This is a genomic window from Wenjunlia tyrosinilytica (genome assembly GCF_014646055.1).
GTDB lineage: Bacteria > Actinomycetota > Actinomycetes > Streptomycetales > Streptomycetaceae > Wenjunlia > Wenjunlia tyrosinilytica.
In genome coordinates this window covers 72,009-89,045 of record NZ_BMMS01000002.1, presented here as the reverse complement: position 1 = coordinate 89,045, position 17,037 = coordinate 72,009, and the positions used below count along the sequence as shown (strand labels likewise).

At 71.6% G+C, this 17,037-nt stretch carries 17 protein-coding genes; 10 read left to right on the top strand and 7 right to left on the bottom strand.

Annotated elements, in window-relative coordinates:
- Positions 1-14 precede the first annotated feature (14 nt).
- Positions 15-947 carry a 5-dehydro-4-deoxyglucarate dehydratase gene (locus tag IEY86_RS02670; RefSeq protein ID WP_373286947.1) on the top strand — a complete coding sequence of 311 codons (933 nt, stop codon included), beginning with the start codon at positions 15-17 and terminating at the stop codon, positions 945-947.
- A gap of 25 nt (positions 948-972) precedes the next feature.
- Complete coding sequence (locus IEY86_RS02665; protein WP_189130045.1) at positions 973-2,262, top strand: hypothetical protein; 1,290 nt, start codon at positions 973-975, stop codon at positions 2,260-2,262.
- A 28-nt stretch (positions 2,263-2,290) separates the two neighbouring features.
- Here IEY86_RS02665 and IEY86_RS02660 read toward each other — a convergent pair whose 3' ends face one another.
- A complete protein-coding gene (locus IEY86_RS02660) occupies positions 2,291-3,061 on the bottom strand; it encodes an IclR family transcriptional regulator (protein WP_189129831.1) in 771 nt (256 codons plus the stop codon).
- 97 nt (positions 3,062-3,158) lie between these two features.
- Here IEY86_RS02660 and IEY86_RS02655 point away from each other — a divergent pair, with 97 nt between their 5' ends.
- The gene (locus tag IEY86_RS02655; protein ID WP_189129830.1) at positions 3,159-4,706 is read left to right on the top strand and encodes an aldehyde dehydrogenase (NADP(+)); all 1,548 of its coding nucleotides are present in this window, start codon (positions 3,159-3,161) and stop codon (positions 4,704-4,706) included.
- A 40-nt stretch (positions 4,707-4,746) separates the two neighbouring features.
- Positions 4,747-5,100, top strand: a complete 354-nt coding sequence (locus IEY86_RS02650) for a hypothetical protein (protein ID WP_189129829.1) — start codon at positions 4,747-4,749, stop codon at positions 5,098-5,100.
- Positions 5,101-5,153: 53 nt separating this feature from the next.
- Here IEY86_RS02650 and IEY86_RS02645 read toward each other — a convergent pair whose 3' ends face one another.
- The gene (locus IEY86_RS02645; RefSeq protein WP_189129828.1) at positions 5,154-5,807 is read right to left on the bottom strand and encodes a TetR/AcrR family transcriptional regulator; all 654 of its coding nucleotides are present in this window, start codon (positions 5,805-5,807) and stop codon (positions 5,154-5,156) included.
- A 44-nt stretch (positions 5,808-5,851) separates the two neighbouring features.
- Here IEY86_RS02645 and IEY86_RS02640 point away from each other — a divergent pair, with 44 nt between their 5' ends.
- From IEY86_RS02640 to IEY86_RS02630, 3 genes are read left to right on the top strand one after another with little or no spacing between them, the layout of a single operon-like run.
- Complete coding sequence (locus tag IEY86_RS02640; protein ID WP_229698104.1) at positions 5,852-6,955, top strand: ABC transporter permease; 1,104 nt, start codon at positions 5,852-5,854, stop codon at positions 6,953-6,955.
- Positions 6,952-8,076 (top strand): ABC transporter ATP-binding protein, encoded by a 1,125-nt coding sequence (locus IEY86_RS36125; RefSeq protein ID WP_229698103.1) that lies wholly within the window; start codon positions 6,952-6,954, stop codon positions 8,074-8,076. Before IEY86_RS02640 ends, IEY86_RS36125 begins: the two co-directional genes overlap by 4 nt.
- The gene (locus IEY86_RS02630) at positions 8,073-8,945 is read left to right on the top strand and encodes an ABC transporter ATP-binding protein (RefSeq protein WP_189129827.1); all 873 of its coding nucleotides are present in this window, start codon (positions 8,073-8,075) and stop codon (positions 8,943-8,945) included. Before IEY86_RS36125 ends, IEY86_RS02630 begins: the two co-directional genes overlap by 4 nt.
- 84 nt (positions 8,946-9,029) lie before the next feature.
- Here IEY86_RS02630 and thpD read toward each other — a convergent pair whose 3' ends face one another.
- The 4 genes from thpD to ectA form a co-directional block, all read right to left on the bottom strand.
- Entirely contained in the window at positions 9,030-9,932 is a 903-nt protein-coding gene (gene thpD / locus IEY86_RS02625; protein ID WP_189129826.1) for an ectoine hydroxylase, read from the bottom strand.
- Positions 9,933-10,009: 77 nt separating this feature from the next.
- Entirely contained in the window at positions 10,010-10,417 is a 408-nt protein-coding gene (locus tag IEY86_RS02620; protein WP_189129825.1) for an ectoine synthase, read from the bottom strand.
- 71 nt (positions 10,418-10,488) lie between these two features.
- Positions 10,489-11,757 carry a diaminobutyrate--2-oxoglutarate transaminase gene (ectB, locus tag IEY86_RS02615; protein ID WP_189129824.1) on the bottom strand — a complete coding sequence of 423 codons (1,269 nt, stop codon included), beginning with the start codon at positions 11,755-11,757 and terminating at the stop codon, positions 10,489-10,491.
- Positions 11,758-11,855: 98 nt separating this feature from the next.
- Positions 11,856-12,389: a diaminobutyrate acetyltransferase gene (gene ectA / locus IEY86_RS02610; RefSeq protein ID WP_189129823.1), complete on the bottom strand. Its 534-nt coding sequence runs from the start codon at positions 12,387-12,389 to the stop codon at positions 11,856-11,858.
- Positions 12,390-12,457: 68 nt separating this feature from the next.
- Here ectA and IEY86_RS02605 point away from each other — a divergent pair, with 68 nt between their 5' ends.
- Positions 12,458-12,610, top strand: coding sequence for a hypothetical protein (locus IEY86_RS02605; RefSeq protein ID WP_189129822.1), 153 nt, complete (start codon positions 12,458-12,460; stop codon positions 12,608-12,610).
- A gap of 97 nt (positions 12,611-12,707) precedes the next feature.
- On the top strand, positions 12,708-13,796 hold the full coding sequence (locus IEY86_RS02600) for an amidohydrolase family protein (RefSeq protein WP_189129821.1): 1,089 nt from the start codon (positions 12,708-12,710) through the stop codon (positions 13,794-13,796).
- An 87-nt stretch (positions 13,797-13,883) separates the two neighbouring features.
- On the opposite strand, the gene IEY86_RS02595 is transcribed toward IEY86_RS02600, so the two are convergent.
- Positions 13,884-15,800: a glycoside hydrolase family 9 protein gene (locus IEY86_RS02595; RefSeq protein WP_189129820.1), complete on the bottom strand. Its 1,917-nt coding sequence runs from the start codon at positions 15,798-15,800 to the stop codon at positions 13,884-13,886.
- Positions 15,801-16,074: 274 nt separating this feature from the next.
- Between IEY86_RS02595 and IEY86_RS02590 the strand changes: the two genes are divergently transcribed.
- The gene (locus IEY86_RS02590) at positions 16,075-16,995 is read left to right on the top strand and encodes an SCO1860 family LAETG-anchored protein (RefSeq protein ID WP_229698102.1); all 921 of its coding nucleotides are present in this window, start codon (positions 16,075-16,077) and stop codon (positions 16,993-16,995) included.
- Positions 16,996-17,037: the final 42 nt, after the last annotated feature.

Here is a 17,037-nt window from a genome sequence, read left to right as displayed (position 1 = left end):
GGCCCCAGGGGAGCCTGATGACCTTGTCCCTCGCCGAGCGCCTCGACGGACTTCTGTTCTTCCCCGTGACCGCTTTCGGGCCCGACGGGGGACTGGATTCGGCCACATTCCGCACCCATGTCAGGGCCGGTATCGAGGCCGGGGCCGGGGCCGTCTTCGCCTGCTGCGGCACCGGCGAGTACCACGCGCTCGGTCTCGAGGAGTACCGGGAGACCGTCGCCGCCGCCGTCGCCGAGGCCGCCGGGGAGGTCCCGGTGCTGGCGGGGGTGGGCCATGGGACCGCGCTGGCCGCCGAGTTCGCCCGCCTCGCCGAGAAGGCGGGCGCCGACGGGCTGCTCGTGCTGCCGCCCTACCTCGTCCATCCCGACCAGGAGGGCCTGGTCCGGCACTACACCGAGGTCGCCGCCGCCACCGGCCTCGACGTCATCGTCTACCAGCGGGACAACGCGGTGCTGACGCCGGAGTCCGCCGTCGCCCTCGCCCGGATCCCGAACGTCATCGGGCTCAAGGACGGCCTCGGCGACCTGGACCTGATGCAGCGCATCGTCTCCGCCGTGCGCACCGAACTGCCCGACGGCGGCTTCCTCTACTTCAACGGCCTGCCCACGGCCGAGCTGACCGGCCTGGCGTACCGGGGTGTCGGTGTGCGCCTGTACTCCTCGGCGGTCTTCTGCTTCGCCCCCGAGATCGCCATGGCCTTCCACCGCGCCCTCAACACCGGCGACGACGTGACCGCGAACCGCCTCCTCGACGGCTTCTACCGGCCGCTGGTGGAACTGCGCAACCGGGGCCGGGGCTACGCGGTCTCGCTCGTGAAGGCCGGAGTACGGCTGCGCGGCCTGGACGTCGGCCCGGTGCGCTCCCCGCTCGCAGAACCCGCGCCGGAGCACGTCAAGGAGCTGTCGGAACTGATCGACCGGGGGCGTGCGCTCCTTCCGGCGTCCTGAACACCGCGAACTCCGGGAGGGCATGGTGAAGGCATCCGCGTTCCTCTACCCCTGGGACGTCGTCGGCGACCCCGAGGCACCGCGCCGCATCGCCGAGACGGGTGTGCGGCGGGTGACGCTGGCCTCGGCCTATCACAGCACCAGGGCGCTGGTGCCGCGCCACCCCCGGCACCGGATCGTCACCGCACGGCACGCGGCCGTCTACTACCCGCCCGACCCGCGACGCTGGAAGGGCAGGGCGCTGCGCCCCCAACCGCAGGCCTGGGTCGCGTCGAAGGACGCGTTCGGCGAGGCCGCCCAGGCGCTCGCGGAGGCCGGTCTGGCCGTCGACTCCTGGGTGATCCTTGCCCACAACTCACGGCTGGGGGAGGAGTATCCGCGGGCCACCGTGCGCAACGCCTACGGCGACCGCTACCCCTGGGCGCTGTGCATCGCGCGGGACGAGGTGCGCGAGTACCTGGTCGACCTGGCGGCGGAGGCGGCGGTCCGGCCCGGCGCCGGGGGCACGGAGCTGGAGTCGTGCGGCTGGTACGGCGTGGGCCATCTGCACGCCCACGACAAGATCGGGGGAGTGCCCCTGGGCGGGGCGGCGCAGTATCTGATGTCGCTGTGCTTCTGCCGCGCCTGCCGCGACGGCTACGCGGGGACCGGCGTCGACCCGGTGCATCTGAGGCAGGCCGTGGTCAAGGCGATGGACGCGGTGTGGCGCGGCGAGCACCGGGAGACTCCCGGGGGCCGGGCGGCCGAGTGGGACGGGGTGCGGGAACTCCTCGGCCACGAGCCGGCGGCCGCGACCCTCGCCTACCGGACGGCCGTCGCCCTGTCGTTCCAGCGCGAGGCGGTCGGGGCGGTCCGGCGGGCGGCTCGTGAGGCCGCCGGTGGGGCCCTGAGCGGGCCCGGGGGCGAGGCCGTGGGTGAGACGGCGGGTGAGCGGGAGTTCCGGGTGATGCTGCATGCCGACCCGGCTCCGCACCGCTGCGGAGCCAACGTCGGTGTGCTGCCCGAGGAGATCCTTGCCGACGCGGACGGGCTGGTGCTGCCGTGCGGGGCTCCCGAGGAGACGGCAGCGGTCCTCGGCGCCGCCGGAAGGGGACGTCGGCCGGGATCGGTGCTCGCCGCCAACTTCACCGTGGTCACCGGCATGGGCGGACGGCCGGGCGAGCTGGCCGAGGCGGCACGGCACGCGGCGGCCCATGGCGCGGACGAACTGCGGCTGTACCACGCGGGGCTCGCCTCGGACTCCGATCTGGCGCGGATCACTCGGGAGCTTGCGCGGACGGCGGCCACGCCGACGCACGGCGACGGCCGCCGATGAAGCCCGAACGGAGCCGAACCACCGCCGACTACAGTCTGCGGGTGGCCAGAGTGAGACGGTCCCGGGCGTCGAAGAGCGCGTCCTTGATCATCTGCTCTCGGCCCGGAGTGAGCCGGGCGACGGGCACCGAGCAGCTGATCGCGTCCCGCGCCGGAGTGCGGTAGGGGATGGCGACGCCGAAGCAGCGCAGCCCCGCCGTGTTCTCCTCCCGGTCCACGGCGTACCCCTGCTCGCGGATGTGGTGCAGCTCCTCGATGAGCTTCTCCCGGTCGGTGATCGTGTTGTCGGTCAGCGGGTCGAGGTGCTTCGGCAGCAGCTTGCGCACCTGCTCGTCGGTGCATGTGGCCAGCAGTGCCTTGCCCAGGGAGGTCGAGTGGGCCGGCAGGCGGCGGCCGACCCGGGTGAAGGGCCGCAGGTAGTGCTGGGACTGGCGGGTGGCCAGATAGACCACATTGGTCCCGTCCAGGCGGGCGAGGTGGATGGTCTCCGTGGTGTCGTCGGAGAGCCGGTCGAGTGTGGGACGGGCGACGGCCACGACCTCGTCGCCGTCGATGTATGAAGTGCCGACGAGCAGGGCGCGCACGCCGATGCCGTAACGGGTGCCGGTGGCGTCGGTCTCCACCCAGCCGAGGTCGACCAGGGTGCGCAGAAGCATGTAAAGACTGCTCTTGGGGTATCCCACTGCCTCCTGGACCTCTGCCAGGCTGTGCATGCCGGGACGGCCGGCGAAGAACTCAAGGAGCTCCACGGTGCGCACCGCGGACTTGACCTGGGAGCCCCCGCTCTCGGGAACGGCCATGCTCTTGACCCCTTCGTTCGGCCCGGCATAAGGTCCCGGGAAGTTCATTGTTCTAAACGCTGTTCAGCATATAGAACACGCCAGGAGGTTGCAGCACGTGGCCACCACCGAAGTCCCAGTCTGGAGCGTCGATCCACGCACGGGGAAGCCGCGGGAACAGGTGGCCGTCGAAGCCACCGCCGCGGATGTGGACGCGGCGGTACGGGCCGCGGCGCAGGCCGCGCCCTCCCTCGCCGACCGGGATGCCCGCTCCCGTCTGCTGCGCGCCTGCGCCGACGCCCTGGAGGCGGCCCGGGACGAGCTGGTCGAGGCGGCCGACGCGGAGACCGCGCTGGGGCCCGCGCGGCTCGGCGGTGAACTGTCCCGCACCACCTACCAACTGCGCGAGTTCGCGGACGTGGTCGACGAGGGCGCCTTCCTCGATGTGGTGATCGACCACGCCGACCCGGACGCCGGCCCCGTGCCCCGCCCCGACCTGCGGCGCTACAAGGTGCCGCTCGGTGTGGTGGCCGTCTTCGCCGCGAGCAACTTCCCGCTCGCCTTCAGCGTCCCCGGCGGCGACACGGCCAGCGCCCTCGCCGCGGGCTGCCCCGTCGTGGTCAAGGCCCACCCGGACCACCCCGCGACCTCGGAGCTGGTCGCCGCCACCCTCCGTGGCGCCGCCGAGTCCGTCGGACTGCCCGCCGGTGTGCTCGGCCTGGTCCACGGCCGGCAGGCCGGTGTCGACCTGGTCGACCATCCCCTGGTCTCGGCGGCGGGCTTCACCGGCTCGATCCCCGGTGGCCGCGCGCTGTTCGACGCCGCCGCCGCCCGCCCGCGCCCCATCCCGTTCCACGGCGAACTCGGCAGCCTCAACCCCGTGATCGTCACCGAGGCCGCCGCCACCGAGCGCGCCGAGGAGATCGGAACGGGCCTGGCGGGCTCGTTCACCCTCGGCGTCGGCCAGTTCTGCACCAAGCCCGGCCTGGTCCTCGCGCCCGAGGGCGACTGCGGTGACCGCCTGCTCAAGGCGCTGACCGGCGCCGCCTCCGAGGCGGGAGGCGGTGTCATGCTCGACTCGCGGATGCGCGAGGCCTTTGTCGCCGGAGTACGGCAGCGGGCCGCGCTCCCCGGTGTCGAGGCACCCGTCGAGCCGGGCGGAGCCGACGGCCACCGCGTGCGCCCCGGCTTCCTCACGGTCCCGGCCGCCCACCTCACCGAGGACTCGCACGAACTCCTCCTCGAGGAGTGCTTCGGCCCGGTGACCGTGATCGCCCGCTACCGCGACACCGGCGAGGTCAGCGCCCTGCTCGCCCTGCTGCCCGGCAACCTCACGGCGACGGTCCACCTCGGATCGGCCGAGGCCGAGGGCCCCGGCGCGGCCGTGCTCGCCGAGCTGACCCCCCTTGCCGGACGGATCCTCGTCAACGGCTGGCCGACCGGCGTCGCCGTCGCCCCCGCCCAGCACCACGGCGGCCCCTACCCGGCCACCACCAGCACCTCCACCTCGGTCGGCGCCACCGCCGTCGAACGCTGGCTGCGGCCTGTGGCCTACCAAGGGGCTCCGGAGGCGCTGCTCCCGCCGGAACTGCGCGACGGCAACCCCCTCGGACTGCCGAGGCGGGTCGACGGCCGACTGGAGCCTGGCATGAACCGATCACAGTGAAACACTCGCGGCGGTGAGCGGACTTCGCCACCATGGGGCGATGACCGATGCGGACTTCCTGGAGCGCACCAAACGATTCGCGTTCCATCTGGCGGAATTACAGGAGCGTCTGACCCCCGAGTCGTACGCTCTCCTGCTGCGCGTCCTGCGTGGGATCAACGACGCCCTGACGCGGCAGCCGGGCGGCATCTCGATCGAGTTCGCCCCGGGTGAGAAGGAGCTGTTCACGGCCGAGCTGGCCCAGGAGCTGACCAGACTCGTGGAGTTCCTCGGGCCCGGGGGACTGCGGGTGGTCATCGACATGGACGGCGCCGAGGGCCCCTGCGCCGACGTGGCCGAGCACGACCGCCATGAGGTCGAGCGGATCGCCCGGGCGAGCGGCCTCGAGCCCTAGCTGTATACGGCGGCCGGGTGCCGTGCGCGTGCGCCGCCCCGAGCCCCGGCCGTTCAGCCGACGGGATCCGGGAGCGGTCCCGTCAGGCACCGCTGGACGATGGGCGCGTAGCAGGCGATCAGATACTCCGCGTCCGTCTTCGCCAGGGGTTCCACCCCCACGACGCTGCGCGCGATGAACAGGCCTATGACCTGGGAGCCCGCCATCGCGGCGCGCAGTTCCGGCCGCTCCACGCCGAGGGCGGCGGCGATACGGGCGAGCACATGCCTGGTCAAGAAGTCGCGCAGCATGGCCGAACGGGGCTCGCCGCTGGTCATCGAGCGCACCAGGGCGGCCATCCGGTTGTTGGCGTCCTCGTTCTCCCACATCGTGAACAGCGTGCGCAGCCAGCGCTCCGCGATGTGCTCCCGGTCGCCCGCCAGCAGGGCTTCGATCAGCTCGCTGGGCACGGCGGGCAGTGCGACCGCCGTGGCGAACAGCTTCTCCTTGCTGCCGAAGTAGTGGTGCACCAGCGCCGGGTCCACTCCCGCCGCCCGGGCGATCGCGCGCACGCTCGTGCGGTCGTAGCCGCCGCCGGCGAACTCCTCGCGAGCGGCGTTCAGGATCTCCTCGCGCATCGAGGCGCCCTCGCGGGAACGCCGGGCGCGCTGCGGGAGCGCGCGCCCCTCTTCGCCCTTTGCGGGCCCCGTACTGGTGGTCTCGGTCACCCGCTCAATGTTAAGCTCCATTCCACATCAACACATGATGATGTGTGATCGCAGGGGAAAGGCTCGACATGCGGGCGATGATCTTCAAGGAATTCCGGGAGCTGCGCCGGGACAGGCGGACGGTGGCGATGCTGATCGTGCTGCCGCTCGTCCTGCTGGTGGGCTTCGGCTACGCGGCCAACTTCAATGTCTCCCACCTCAAGACCGATGTCGTCGGCCCGCAGGCCCAGAAGGTCGCGGCGGCCCTGCACCAGCCCTTCGACGTCGAGAAGGTCGCACCCGGACAGGGGGCGCCGCAGGCCCGCGAGCGGCTGCGCGACGACAAGGCGGACGTGGTCGTGGTGACCGGGAGCGGGAAGGGCGGCGCGGGGACCGTCGCCTACATCGACGGCTCGAACCTGTTCGCCGCCCAGAAGGCCACCGGCGCGCTCGCCGGAGCCGGCGGGCAGGTCGAGGCCAAGGTGCTGTTCAACCCGGACCTGAAGACGTCATGGATCATGGTGCCCGCGCTCATCGGCCTGATCCTGACCTTCATCGGCACGATCATCACCAGCATCGGCATGGTCAGGGAGCGGCAGTCCGGCACCCTGGAACAGCTCGCCGTGATGCCGTTCAAACCCTCGGACGTGATCATCGGAAAGATCGCGCCCTACTTCCTGCTGGCCGCCCTCGACATGATCGTCGTCACCGTCCTGGGAACGCTGCTGTTCGGGGTGCCGTTCCAGGGCAATGCCGGGGTCTTCGCGGTCGGCGGAGCGCTGTTCCTCTTCGTCGTCCTCGGCGTGGGGGTGCTCATCTCGACCGTCTCCCAGACCCAGGGCCAGGCGATCCAGCTCGCGATGATGACGGTGATGCCGCAGATCATCTTCTCCGGCATGTTCTTCCCGCTCGCCTCCATGGCGGCAGGGGTGCGCTGGATCGGCTATCTGCTGCCGCTGACCTACTTCAATATGATCTCCCAGGGGATCATGCTCAGAGGGGCGTCCGCCGCCTCGCTCTGGCTGCCGCTGCTCCTGCTGACGGCAATGGCGGTCGTGGTCTTCTCCGCCGCCGTGCTGCGCTTCCGCCGTGACCTGGCGCCCAGCCGGCCCTCCACCGGGCGTGCCACCGCCGCCCCGCCCCAGGCCGCCGAGGCGGGTGCCCGGTGAGCGGCGAGTGGGGCGCCTACGGCGTGACCGTGCGGTTCGGCCGTACGACCGCCCTGGACGACGTGACCCTGGAGGTTCCGGCCGGACAGGTCACCGCGCTCGTCGGCGGCGACGGCGCGGGCAAGACCACCCTGCTCAGGACGCTGGTGGGCGTCGTGCCGCCCGACTCCGGCACGATCAGCGTCCCGGCGCTGCGGGACATCGGCTTCATGCCCACCGCGTCGGGAGTGTGGCGGGACCTCTCGGTGGACGAGAATGTCGACTTCGTGGCCGCCGCCTACGGCCTTCGGGGAGCGGAACTGCGCGGCCGCCGCGCCGAGTTGCTGGAGGCCGCGGGCCTGGCCGGGGTGGGGGACCGGCTCGCCGGTCAGCTGTCCGGCGGTATGCGCCAGAAGCTCGCCTTCTCCCTCGCGATGCTCCACCGGCCGACGCTGCTGGTGCTGGACGAGCCCAGCACGGGTGTCGACCCGGTCAGCCGGGTCGACCTGTGGCGCCTGATCGCGCGGGCCGCCGCTGACGGAGCCGCCGTGGCCATGGCCACCACCTATCTGGACGAGGCGGAGCGGGCGGCGGCCGTCCTCGTCCTGGACGAGGGCCGCACCCTGGCGTACGGGCCGCCCGAGAAGGTAACGGCGCAGGCGCCCGGCACCGTGACCGTGAGCGTCGCACGCGAGGCTGCCCGTCTGCAGGGGGCGGCGGATCGGGACTCTCGCCTCGCGGGCGGAGAAGCGAACCATGGAGGTGTGAGCGTCGCACGCGAGGCTGCCCGTCTGCAGGGGGCGGCGGATCGGGACTCTCGCCTCGCGGGCGGAGAAGCGAACCATGGAAGCCCCACCACTGCCGCCCCGGTCGATCGCGGGTACTCGTGGCGGCGCGGGCACGAGTTCCACACCTGGCATCCGGGTCCGCCCGGGCCGGGGGAGCGGCCACTGGAGCCGGACATGGAGGACGCGGTGATCGCCGCCGCCCTCGCCGACCGGGCGGCCCGAGCAGGCGGTGGCGCCCGGACCGGCGAGGACCGGGAGGACATCGCCGACGCCGGCCCGACCGGCCGCGATCCGAACAGCGACAACGGCGCCGTCCGCGCCGAGGCCGCCGGCTCCGAGGGGAGGAACGCATGAGCACACCCGATGCCCCGCTGGTGGAGGTCGAGGGCGCCACGCGCCGCTTCGGCTCGTTCACCGCCGTGGACAACGTCTCCATGCGGGTGGAACGCGGTGAGATCGTCGGCCTGCTCGGCGCCAACGGCGCCGGGAAGACCACGCTGATCAAGATGGTCCTCGGCCTGATCGCCCCCACCGGCGGCACGCTGCGCCTCTTCGGCCGGGAGCCCTCGCGCCAGACCCGGCGGCAACTGGGATACGTGGCCCAGGGACTGGGGCTGTACGCGGATCTGACGGTGAGGGAGAACCTCGCGTTCGTCGCCGAGGCGTTCGGCAGGCCACGGCCGTCCGAGCTGCCCGGTCCGCTGCGCGGCACCGAGGACCGGCTCGTCGGTGAGATCGGCTGGGGGCTCCAGCGGCAGCTCGCGTTCGTCGCCGCCCTCGGCCACGGTCCCAAGCTGCTGGTGCTGGACGAGCCGACCTCCGGGGTCGACCCGCTCGCCAGGGCCCGGCTGTGGGACACCGTCCACGAGCAGGCGGACTCGGGCACCGGCGTCCTGGTCACCACCCACTACATGCAGGAAGCCCAGCAGTGCGACCGCCTGGTGCTCATGTCCCGGGGCAGGCAGGTGGCGGCGGGCACCGAGAAGGACATCATCGGCCCGACCACGGCGGTCGAGGTGCGCACCGACGCGTGGGCCCGCGCGTTCGACGCCCTGATCGACGCGGGCCTGCCCGCGACGCTGGCCGGGCGCCATGTCCGGGTGGCCGACACCGCGCTCCCGCGCGTCGGCGAGGCGCTGGAGCGGGCGGGGCTCAGGGCGGAGGTCCGGCAGGTGCCCGCGACCCTGGAGGAGAGGATGACCTCCATCGACCGGGCGGCCTAGGAGGCACCACGGACAGGGGCGGGGCCTACGAACGGTCCCGCCCCTGCGCGCGCTGCCGCGGGATTCACCCCGCGGTTGCCGTGCCTACGCCCCCACGGGGGTGAAGTCCCGTGCCCCGATGAACTCCGGTCGGCGTCCCGGCGCGGCGAAGGGCTCCTCGGCGGCGTTCTCCACGCTGTTGAAGACGATGAAGACATTGCTGCGCGGGTAGGGCGTGATGTTGTCGCCGGACCCGTGCATGCAGTTGCAGTCGAACATCGTCGCCGAACCGGCCTTGCCGGTGAACAGCTTGATGCCGTGCTCGTCCGCGAGGGACCTCAGCGCCCGAGGGGAGGGAGTGCCGAGCTCCTGGCGCTTGAGGGACTGCCGGTAGTTGTCCTCCGGGGTCTCACCCGCGCAGCCCACAAACGTCTTGTGGGAGCCTGGCATGATCATCAGACCGCCATTGGTGTCGAGGTTCTCGGTCAGCGCGATCGAGATGCTGACCGCGCGCATCCGCGGCAGCCCGTCCTCGGCGTGCCAGGTCTCGAAGTCCGAGTGCCAGTAGAAGCCGGACGCGCCGAAGCCGGGTTTGACGTTGACGCGGCTCTGGTGGACGTAGACCTCGGAGCCGAGGATCTGGCGGGCGCGGTCGAGCACCCGCGGGTCGTCCACCAGTGAGGCGAAGACCTCGCTGAGCTTGTGCACCTCGAAGATCGACCGGATCTCCTCGGACTTCGGCTCGATGACCGAGCGCTCGTCGGCACGGACCGAGGGGTCGGCGGAGAGCCGCTCCAGCTCGGCGCGGAATCGTTCCACCTCGTCCGGCGTGATCAACTGGTCGACGGTCAGGAAGCCGTCGCGCTCATAGGCCGCCAGATCGGTGGGGACGATCGGACCGCCGGCGGCGGGTGAGGACCACACCACCGGGTCCTGGCGGGGCGTGAGCACCGGCTCCACCGTGCGGGTGGGGTACAGGTCCGCGGATCGCTCGGGCGCCAGGGTCATACGCTGCCTCCTTGGTGCTTCCTTCTCGGTGCTTCCTTCTGGTACGTGTCGCGCTGGTACGTGTCGCGCTTTCCGCTTCAGGCGGTCGGCTCGGGCTCGGTCAGCAGCGGGTACACGCCGTTCTCGTCGTGGTCCTCGCGCCCGGTGACCGGCGGGTTGAACACGCAGACGCAGCGGAAGTCCGTCTTCGGCCGCAGGGTGTGCCGCTCGTGCCCGTCGAGGAGGTAGAGCGTGCCCGGGGTGATCAGGTGCGTCTGCCCCGTCTCGTGGTCGGTCAGCTCCGCCTCGCCCTCGACGCAGAGCACGGCCTCGTAGTGGTTCGCGTACCACATATTGGTCTCGGTGCCCGCGTAGAGCACGGTCTCGTGCATCGAGAAGCCCACGCGCTCCTTGGCGAGGACGATGCGCTTGCTGCGCCAAGTGCCGCTCTCGGAGCGCACATCGCGGTCGGTGCCCTCGATGTCGGCCAGGGATCGGACGATCACAGTCGCAGTACCTCTCGTGTGTCTGGGTGTCTCCCGCGCGTCGCGGGGACGGCTGCCCGCTCCAGCGGTCGCTACGCGGTCTCGCGCACGGCGCGGCCGAGGACGGCCAGGCCCTCGTCGAGCTCGTCCGGGGTGATCGTCAGCGCAGGTATGAGCTTGACGACCTCGCTCTCCGGCCCGGAGGTCTCCAGCAGTACCCCGAGCTCGAAGGCGCGCTTGCAGATCGCGCCCGCCCGCTCGTTGTCCGGGAAGGCCAGCCCCCAGATCAGGCCGCGGCCGCGGTAGGAGCCGCCGAGGCCGGCGCTCTCGGCGGCGACGGCCGCCAGTGCCGCCTCGACCTGCTGGCCCTTGAGCAGTGTCTGCTTCTCCAGCTGGTCGTCGGCCCAGTAGGCGTCCAGGGCGGCGGCGGACGTGACGAAGGACGGGTTGTGGCCGCGGAAGGTGCCGTTGTGCTCGCCCGGCTCCCAGACGTCGAGCTCTGGCTTGAGCAGCGTCAGCGACATCGGCATCCCGTAGCCGCCGATGGACTTGGACAGGCAGACGATGTCCGGGGTGATCCCGGCCTCCTCGAAGCTGAAGAAGCCTCCGGTGCGTCCGCAGCCCATCTGCACGTCGTCGACGATCAGGAGCATGTCGCGGCGCACGCACAGCTGGGCGAGCTTGCGCAGCCACTCGGCGCGGGCGACATTGACACCGCCCTCGCCCTGGACGGTCTCGACGATGACCGCTGCCGGGTGGTTCAGCCCCGAGCCGCTGTCCTCCAGCAGGCGCTCGAACCACAGGAAGTCGGGGGTGCGGCCGTCGAGGTAGTTGTCGAACGGCATGGGCGTGCCGTGCACCAGCGGGATGCCCGCGCCCGCGCGCTTCATGGAGTTGCCGGTCACCGCCAGCGAGCCGAGGGACATGCCGTGGAAGGCGTTGGTGAAGCTGACGACCGACTCACGGCCCTTGACCTTGCGCGCGAGTTTGAGCGCGGACTCGACCGCGTTGGTGCCGGTGGGGCCTGGGAACTGGACCTTGTAGTCCAGACCGCGGGGCTCGAGGATCAGCCGCTCGAACGTCTCCAGGAAGGTGCGTTTGGCGGTGCTGGCCATGTCCAGGCTGTGCGTGATGCCGTCGCGTTCGAGGTATTCCAGCAGCGCGCGTTTGAGGAGCGGGTTGTTGTGGCCGTAGTTGAGCGCCCCGGCACCCGCGAAGAAGTCGAGGTAGGCACGGCCATCCTCGTCGAAGAGGTGGCTGCCCTGAGCCTTGTCGAACACGACCGGCCAGTTGCGGCAATAGCTGCGGACCTCGGACTCGCGGGTCTCGAAAACGGTCGGGGCGGGCGGGGCGATGGTCATGCGGGTGGGAATCCTTCCGGAACGGGCGGACGAAGGCCGGGTTCGGGTGTTCGGGGCGCTCGGGCGCAGCGCCGCGAAGGGCCCGTGCGGGCGGCCTGCTATGCGGGCAGCGGGCCTATGCGGTAGAGCACCTCGGACTGGTGGCCGTCCGGGAAGAGGCCGCCGTCGAACAGCACCTCGCGTTCGACCTGAGCGCCGTGGCGGGCGCCGAAGGAGGTGAACAGGCGGATGGAGGCGGCGTTGTCCGGGGTGATCGTGGTCTCCAGCTCCCGGATGCCGCTGGCCGCCAATCGCCGGACCAGGCCGTCCAGCATCGCCCCGGCCAGGCCCCGGCCGCGGTGGCCGTCGTCGACCGCGACCTGCCACACCACGAGGGTGTGCGGGCGGTCGGGGCGGACGTAGCCGGTGACGAAGCCGACCGGCTCACCGTCCTCGCCACGCGCGACGACGGAGCTGCGGGCGAAGTCCCGGCACCACAGCAGATAGCTGTACGACGAGTTCAGGTCCAGCGCCCGGGAGTCCCGCGCGATGCGCCAGATCGCGGCGCCGTCCTCGACCACCGGATGGTCGAGCCCCAGCGCCTCGGGGGGTGTCTTGAATTGGGTGTCCGCAATGATTTTTGTAGCGGTCATGTGCGTTGAACCTACCGATTGCCGAGTTCGAATGCATGGGCCATCGGGGTTCCGTGTCGTAGCGGAATATGTTATCGCGCGAGCGTGAAATTGCCGCCGTGATGCCCTGGTATGTCGGGATATTGACGGTGGTCGAGACCAATGATTACAGTCGGATAACGGCGCAGGTCGGCGCCGTGGAAAAAGTGTCGAACGAGACAGTGGAAAAGAAGTCTGTTTAGCCCCGCGACTTCTGGAAAGGAGTGCCCCGGGAAAATGCCGTGACGCATCGGGCAACCGTCAATGCCGGGTCGCGCCGCCTGGGCGTATCGTGCGGCCATGACTGATCGCGCGGTGCTGCACATCGAGGGCCGGGTCCTGGTGGGTCCCGAGGACGTCAGGGACGAGATGTGGGTGGTCGACGGCCGCGTCACCTACGACCGGCCCTCGCTGGCCCGCGACATCCGCACCGTCCGAGGATGGGTCCTGCCCGGACTCGTCGACGCCCACTGCCACGTCGGCCTGGACTCCCATGGCGCCGTCGACGCCGCCACAGCTGAGAAGCAGGCCATCCAGGACCGCGAGACCGGGACGCTGCTGATCCGCGACGCCGGCTCGGCCGCGGACACCCGCTGGATCGACGACCGCGAGGACCTGCCGAGGATCATCCGGGCCGGGCGCCACATCGCCCGCCCCCGCCGCTACATCCGCAACTTCGCCCACGAGATCGAGCCCGAGGACCTCGTCGCGTATGTGCGGCGCGAGGCACGGCGCGGCGACGGCTGGGTCAAGCTCGTCGGCGACTGGATCGAACGCGACCGGGGGGACCTGTCGCCCTGCTGGCCGCGCGAGGCGGTCGAGGCGGCCATCGCCGCGGCGCACGAGGAAGGCGCCCGGGTCACGGCCCACTGCTTCGCCGAGGACTCGCTCGCCGATCTCGTCGAGGCCGGGATCGACTGCGTCGAGCACGCCACCGGGCTGACCGACGAGACCATCCCGCTGTTCGCCGAGCGGCAGGTCGCGATCGTCCCGACCCTGGTCAACATCGCCACCTTCCCGGACATCGCCGCCGCGGGCGAGGCGAAGTTCCCGCGGTACGCGGACCACATGCGGCGGCTGTGGGAGCGCCGCTACGACACCGTGCGCTCAGCATTCGACGCCGGAATCCCCGTCTACGTCGGTACCGACGCGGGCGGCTCGCTCCCGCACGGCCTGGTGGCCCAGGAGGTCGCCGAGCTGGTGATGGCCGGGCTGAGCCGGGTCGAGGCGCTGTCGGCGACCACCTGGGGGGCCCGCGAGTGGCTCGGTCGCGACGGCCTCACCGAGGGGGCCTCGGCGGACCTGGTGGTCTATGCCGAGGACCCCCGCGACGACGTCCGGGTCCTCGCCGACCCGCAGCGCATCGTGCTGCGGGGGCGGGTGGTGTGATCGCCCGTCGGCGGCGGCCCGGCTCTCCGTCTCGAACCGGCGCGACGGCGTGACCGGGCCGGACAGCCGGAACCGGCCCGTCGGTGTCTAGCTCGACAGCGTGAACGCGAGCAGGCCCGAGGCATCCATGTCGAGGGCCGGTTCGCTGGTCTGCCACGAGCGCGCGTCGTCCACGTACTTGCTGCCGTGCCCCGTGAAGGCGCTGAAGGGGTCGCTTCCCGACGGGCACTTGCGCATGGCGCCGAAGTCGCCGAGCCCTTCGTCGAACTGCTCGGTCCCATTGGGGCCGTTGACGATCGCCCCGATCTCGAGCAGCGGCTTGCCGTTCAGTGCGCCCGCGAGGTTGCCCAGCTGCCCCGCCGTGCACGTGGGGAAGGTCGAGCCCTCGCCGACCATGAACGAGGTGCCCCAGGCGTTGGCCCCCAGCACCCAGCCGAGCTGCTGGGAGGCGAAGCGGTTGAACGAGGTGTCCCCGGTCAGCCGCCGGTACAGCCGCGCCGAGGCGGCCAGGCCGAGGGTGTGCGAGTCCGCGTCGAAGCCGTCGTAGACCGCGCCCGCGTGGAACGGGTCCTTGCCCGCCCGCGCCTTGCCCTGAGCGAGCTGCGCCCTCAGATCCGCCACCAGGGCGTCGTACCCGATCGGCAGGCCCTCGGGATCACCCGCGGCCCTCACCGCCCGCGCCAGGTCCGCGTAGGCCAGGGCACTGGTGTCGTACATGTTCAGCGTGCCGTGGTCGTCGTCCTCGTCGTACGCCTTCGCCCAGGAGGCCGCCTTCGACAGCCAGCCCGACGCGCGTGAGTCCTTCAGCGCCTGCCCGGCCAGCGCCAACTCGGCGCCGCCGAAGGCCAGGTCGTCCTTCCAGCTGGTCTCCGGGTAGTAGCCGTACGGCACCGCGGTGACCAGCCTGCCCGGAGTGGTGTCGGCCAGCGCGTAGATCTGTGCCGCCGTCCTCAGGTAGCCGCGCGCCTTCTCCGGGTCCGAGGCCGCGTGGCGCTGGGCGGCGAGGGCGAAGTCGGCGGCGAGGCGGCCCGCCTGGTTGGGGCTCAGCCGGGACCCCGGAGCGCCGGCGCGGAAGACCGGCCGGTTCTTCAGGAACGCGTGCTCCTTCACCGAGTCGGCGTCGTCCTTCTCGGGCAGCCGCCACACGTCGTGGTCCCCGACCACGCTGCCGCTGTCCGTCCCCGAACCCAGCCCCACCTGGATGTAGAGGGTCTTCGTCTTCTCGTCCCACATCCGGTCCAGCCAGTCGAGGCCGTGCTGCGCCTCCTCGCCCAGCGTCGACGAGGGGCTCGCACCGCTCTCGCGGGCGGCGATCTGCAGCGCGGCGGCGGCGTAGGAGGTGGTGACGGTGAACTTCAGATAGTCCCCGGCGTCGAACCAGCCGCCCTCGGCGTTCACCGGGCCCACCCCGGCGATCTTCGTCGGAGCCTTCTTGATGGTGTCGCCGTCGCTCGAGGTGAACGACGGCTGGTTGTACACCGCGGCCTTGCGGTCGTTCAGGTGCGAGGGCTTGCGCTTGAGCTGTCCCGGCACCACGTCGGAGCCGTCGCGCTGGGCCTGGAAGAACGCCGTCGCGTCCCGCGCGACCTTCCCGTGGACGGACTTGGGCGTCCCGATGGTGAACGAGGGCGATGAGGCGGTCGCCGCGCCGCTCACCCGGAGGTGGTAGGTGCCCGCGCCCTTCACCGAGGAGAAGTCGATGCCGTAGACGGCCGGATACGCCTTGTTCCAGCTGCCCAGGCTCTTGCCGGTGGTCCCGGACGCGGCGAGGGCGCCATGGGAGTCCAGCAGCTTCCAGGTGGCTCCGGAGACGACGCCTTTGGCGAGGAGGAAGGCTTCCTTGGAACCGGAGTCCGCGTAGCCGACCTGGTTCACCCGGACCGCTCCCGTCACGGCGGCAGGCCTGGTCCGCGGTGCGGGGGAGCCGCAGGAGCTCACGCCGGCCACCGCGGCCACCACCGCGTAGGCGAGGACGGTCGCCGAGGTGGTTCTCCGTGTATACATCCGCCTGCCCTCTGGGAACGTTAGTAAAGTTTCCTAACACTTTACCTGGGACGGTATGAGGGGCACCCGAAGCAGGTCAAGCAGTGTGACGCAGGAGAACGAATGCGTCAAAGAATTCGAACTTCATGTCAGAAACCACCCATTGGGGTGAACTGGCGCCATGTAGTCACGCGGTCACGCTCGGTGCGTAAATATGGCCGGGTCGAGGTCACCGGCGAGCACGCTGTCCCCTTCAGCCACGCCGTGACTCCATCCCTAGGTGGGGGTTTCTCACTTGCACACGAATGTCTTCGGCCTGCCCGCACGCCGCCCGGCGGTGTCCACCACGGCCGCCGCCGCAGCCGCGGTCCTGGGCGCGGCACTCCCGTCCGCCGTCCTCGCCGCCCCGGCACACGCCACCGGCATCCAGGCCTCCGGCCGGGCCTCGGCGGTCGCCGCACGGGTCGCCCTCGACGTCTCCCTGGTCGGCAAGAGCGTGGACGTCCCGGTCAACCTCTCGCTCAACCAGGTGTACGCCCCGCGCAACAGCGCGGCGACGCTGCTGACCGCGAGGATCGGGGGCGTCGACGGGGGCAGGCCGGTCGAGATCGTCCGGGCCGACGTCGCCAGGACCTCCGCCCGGTCCTCGGGCGACAGGGCCGAGGGGCGCGCCGACCTCGCCGACGTCGATGTCCATGTCCCCGGACTGCCCCTGACCCCCCTGGTCCGGGCGCAGGCCGTCAAGTCCCGTGCCCTGTGTGTCGCGGGCAAGGAACCGGTCGCCGACTCCCGGCTCGTGGGCAAGGTCGTGGTCCTCGGCCGGCCCCTGTCGCTGAACACCGCCGGAACCACCGAGGCCGACGTGCCGGGCGTGGGACACGTCAAACTCGCGATTGCGCAGAAGACCACCACTCGCCGTACCGCGGCCGCCACCGCGCTCAGGCTCAAGGTCTCGATCGACCCGCTCCGTCTCGGGGTCGCCAAGGTGGCGGGCGATATCGTGCTCGCCGAGGCCACCTGCCGTACGCCCATCACGCCCGACCAGCCGAGCCAGTCGCCCAGCGCCGAGCCGGTCGTCGACAAGCCCCAGACCCACCACCTCGCCGAGACCGGCGGCGGCAGCGGCCTCGCCCTCGGCGGCGTCGGCGCGTCACTGGTCGCGGGTGGTGCGCTGCTGCTGCGGCTGCGGCGCCGGGGGTCGGCCTCCAGGCGCTGACCGGGGCTCGGGTCCCGTGCCCGGACACCGGTACAGCGTCCG

What these genes read in the sequence shown, in the direction of transcription:
- IEY86_RS02660 (WP_189129831.1), bottom strand. Translation starts at nt 3,061, where the DNA reads ATGGCCGTTCCCGAGAGCGGGGGCTCCCAGGTCAAGTCCGCGGTGCGC.
- IEY86_RS02650 (WP_189129829.1), top strand. Translation starts at nt 4,747, where the DNA reads ATGACCGATGCGGACTTCCTGGAGCGCACCAAACGATTCGCGTTCCAT.
- IEY86_RS02630 (WP_189129827.1), top strand. Translation starts at nt 8,073, where the DNA reads ATGAGCACACCCGATGCCCCGCTGGTGGAGGTCGAGGGCGCCACGCGC.
- thpD (WP_189129826.1), bottom strand. Translation starts at nt 9,932, where the DNA reads ATGACCCTGGCGCCCGAGCGATCCGCGGACCTGTACCCCACCCGCACG.
- ectB (WP_189129824.1), bottom strand. Translation starts at nt 11,757, where the DNA reads ATGACCATCGCCCCGCCCGCCCCGACCGTTTTCGAGACCCGCGAGTCC.
- ectA (WP_189129823.1), bottom strand. Translation starts at nt 12,389, where the DNA reads ATGACCGCTACAAAAATCATTGCGGACACCCAATTCAAGACACCCCCC.
- IEY86_RS02605 (WP_189129822.1), top strand. Translation starts at nt 12,458, where the DNA reads ATGTTATCGCGCGAGCGTGAAATTGCCGCCGTGATGCCCTGGTATGTC.
- IEY86_RS02600 (WP_189129821.1), top strand. Translation starts at nt 12,708, where the DNA reads ATGACTGATCGCGCGGTGCTGCACATCGAGGGCCGGGTCCTGGTGGGT.
- IEY86_RS02595 (WP_189129820.1), bottom strand. Translation starts at nt 15,800, where the DNA reads ATGTATACACGGAGAACCACCTCGGCGACCGTCCTCGCCTACGCGGTG.